The organism is Candidatus Neomarinimicrobiota bacterium, from assembly GCA_041862535.1.
Lineage (GTDB): Bacteria > Fidelibacterota > Marinisomatia > SCGC-AAA003-L08 > TS1B11.
The window spans coordinates 1-3,069 of record JBGVTM010000274.1; the positions used below are offsets into that span (position 1 = coordinate 1).

3 protein-coding genes are annotated in these 3,069 nt (G+C 53.9%); all 3 read right to left on the reverse strand.

The genetic code is table 11. From position 1 onward, the window contains the following. Nucleotides 1-151 precede the first annotated feature (151 nt). On the reverse strand, nt 152-1,594 hold the full coding sequence (locus ACETWG_10165) for a pyridoxal-dependent decarboxylase (protein ID MFB0516948.1): 1,443 nt from the start codon (nt 1,592-1,594) through the stop codon (nt 152-154). Between the two features lie 31 nt (nt 1,595-1,625). Continuing rightward, on the reverse strand, nt 1,626-2,519 hold the full coding sequence (locus tag ACETWG_10170) for a DUF362 domain-containing protein (GenBank protein MFB0516949.1): 894 nt from the start codon (nt 2,517-2,519) through the stop codon (nt 1,626-1,628). Between the two features lie 35 nt (nt 2,520-2,554). After that, nucleotides 2,555-3,069, reverse strand: a 515-nt coding sequence (locus tag ACETWG_10175; GenBank protein MFB0516950.1) for a DUF6599 family protein, incomplete at its 5' end; no start/stop codon positions are given.

The following is a 3,069-nucleotide window of genomic DNA, read 5'->3' on the forward strand; positions in this document are numbered from 1 at the left end:
ACTCCGGCCCCTCAGCTCGTACGTATTAAAAGGCATTTTTACCATCCAATTTATCCAATGATCCTCAAAGAAGCGGAGGCACTTATCTATGATTGCCTGTGCGAAGAATCATGAACTATGCACACAATAGGTATTTATCAACAGCTCGCCACTATTCCGACTCCAGCTCCCTCGCTCCCTCCTGAATCCGTTGCCAGGCCTGCTGAACGTGGCGGGCCTCAGTATGGGTCTGGCCGACACAAAACCGAAGTGTGAGCTGGCCATTCAAGCGGGTATGAGTGAGGTAGATCTCTCCCCCCCGATTCAGGTTATCCAATAATATCTGGCTAGTTTCGTCCCCGCCCCGGTGACGAAAACAGACCAGGTTCAACGGAGGCGGGACTGCAAGTTCAAACCGCTCATCGCTTTCAACCCAGGATGCGAACTCCTGGGCCAGTTGAACATGACGGCGAATATGATGGCGCAGCCCTTCGATCCCATAATGACGGATTACAAACCACAGTTTTAAGGATCGAAAACGGCGCCCGAGCGGAACCTGCCAGTCGCGATAGTCGATCACGGCCCCTGATTCCGTAGCGATATTGCGCAAATATTCGGGCAGAATGCTGAGAGTCTCGATCAGAGTCCTCCGCTCGGCCACGTAAAAGCAATCACAGTCAAAATTGGTAAACATCCATTTGTGGGGATTGAAGCAGTAACTGTCAGCGAACTCGATGCCGTCGTGGATATGCCGGAACTCGGGACAGATTGCCGCCGTGCCGGACATCGCTGCATCGACATGCAGCCATATATTCTCCTCACGGCAGATCCGGCCAATTTCCACCAGGGGATCAATGGCATTGGAGGATGTAGTTCCCACGGTGGCGCAGACGAAGCAGGGTATCAAGCCGGCTTCCCGGTCCTGCCTGATTTGCTCTGCTAAAAGGTCCGGCTGCATAGCGAAGCGCTCGTCCACTTCGATGATCCGGAGATTATCTTTACCCAGACCGGCAATTTTGACTGCCTTCTCTACGGACGAGTGGGCTTGAGTGGAAGCATAGGCTACGAGACCCCCTTTATACCCCGCTTGATTGCTGCTGAAGTTGGTCACCCGCTCGCGAGCCGCCAGGAGGGCGCACAGGGTAGCGCTCGATGCGGTGTCCTGAATAACACCACCGCCAGCACTCGTCGATTTGAACTTCCCCGGCAGTCCGAGCATATCAACCAGCCAATCCAGCACGTGCGTCTCCAGCTCCGTGCAGGCCGGGCTGGTAGCCCACAACATCCCCTGAACCCCTAAACCAGCCGATAACAGCTCTCCCAAAACGGCCGGGCCCGATGAGTTAGCCGGGAAAAAGGCAAAGAAATTAGGCGACTGCCAATGAGTCAGTCCGGGAAGAATAATATCTTCCACGTCGTTGAGAATAGCCTCGAAGGCTTCCCCCTTGAGAGGCGGTTCCATAGGTAGTGCGGATCGAACCTGACCGGGCTCTAACTGCGACTGTACCGGAAACAATTCTACGCGTTGGAGGTAATCGGCGATCCAGTCCAGCACAATCCTCCCGCTGCGCCGAAACTCCTCCCCGGTCATATGAAAGCTTTTTTCTGTAGCCATTTGTCCTCCACTTTCTCAACGGGCAGCAGGCTTAAATCAGGATGCTGTCTTGCCAACCTATTTTGACCAATTCGATTTTCCCGGGATCCGCCGTCCCCAGGCCGTAGCGGGTATCTGCCAGAAAGATGTGCTTTGGGGGCGGATTCAGGGGACGATCTTCGCCAAAATACTCCCGGCGCTTGGCCTGCAAGAGACGCACACCGGTGGCATCCACCGCCACCGGATCAGCCCCCACCAACAGCCCTTTGTAGGCCCAGGTATATTGGCGATTGAAATGGTGCGGGCCTGAACCGTGGAACAGGGGCGTTAGGACAACGAGGATATTCAGCCTGGTTTTGCCCTGGATCAATGGAAGCTTCCAGATCGATGCCAGATCCGCGCAGGTATCGCCGTGATGGGCGCTGGGCCTGGGAACAAATGTGACGTAGTTCTTGATCAAACTCCCCACACCCGACCAGTAATGGGTCCGTAGCGGTCGGACATTAACCAGCGCGGTTGCATTGGTAAAAATCTTGTCCCCAAGCAGGTTGAGATCACGGATTCCAATATTCTTCTCGGCGACTCCAGCCTCCACTACCCGGGCCTTGATGATCTGCTCCAATTCTTCAGGAACGTGTAGATAACCCCAGGTATTCGTTTTTATACCTACTATGTCGTCAGGCTTAATCAGGCGTTTCCAGGCCTGCGAAGGACTACTTACATCCAGAAGGCGGGTAACAGCTTCATCCAACATCTGCCCCAGCACCGCTTTGTTAGGGCGATTCAGATTATCCAGGGCATCTTTATGGCGGACCAAAACCACCCTCGTTTTCGGCTCCGATTTCGAGAGAAGATATCCGGGGTAGCCGAGATAAAAAGCGCAGGCCAAGGCCGCTGATGTGCTGCCCTTGATAAAATCTCGCCTGGTAATACCTTTCTGCTGCATCTCTCTTTTCTCCTGCTATATTGAAACGGGTTGAGCTATAATGAGCGCGACTTGTTCTGAACCGCTTCCAGTAGCCCGAGTGCGGTTTCCTCCGAAGGCGCACTGAAGACTACCATGAGCAACCTCCCCGACAGGCGACTAGCGGTCCAGCTGCCATCCTCCAACTGCACCGCAACCTTGTGCATGCGTTCAGGCAGGTATTCTTTCACGAAATTATCGTGGGCCGTCCTCGCGTCCTCATCGCGTTCATATTGCACCACAAGTAGAAAATAACGCTGCTCCGGCTGGCCATATTTAGCCAGCAGTGCATCCGTTTTCTCGTTAATATGAAAAATATTTTCCTCGGCCACAAAGTAATGAGCGTTCAGCCAGATATGGTGGCGAAAATAGCGGATGCTCTCCTGCACCAGATCCTGCGCCGGCAGCAGGGCCAGGATTTCCGGCAAAGGTCCCTCCTTTGCAATGGCTGAGTCGATATAAGTGGCTATTTTGGGGAGTGCTTTCTTTGATTCGGCCGTTTCCGGGCTGGCCAGAATAGATACCAAATAGG

Coding starts and splice junctions, on each gene's coding strand:
- ACETWG_10170 (MFB0516949.1), bottom strand. CDS start 2,519: ATGCAGCAGAAAGGTATTACCAGGCGAGATTTTATCAAGGGCAGCACA.
- ACETWG_10165 (MFB0516948.1), bottom strand. CDS start 1,594: ATGGCTACAGAAAAAAGCTTTCATATGACCGGGGAGGAGTTTCGGCGC.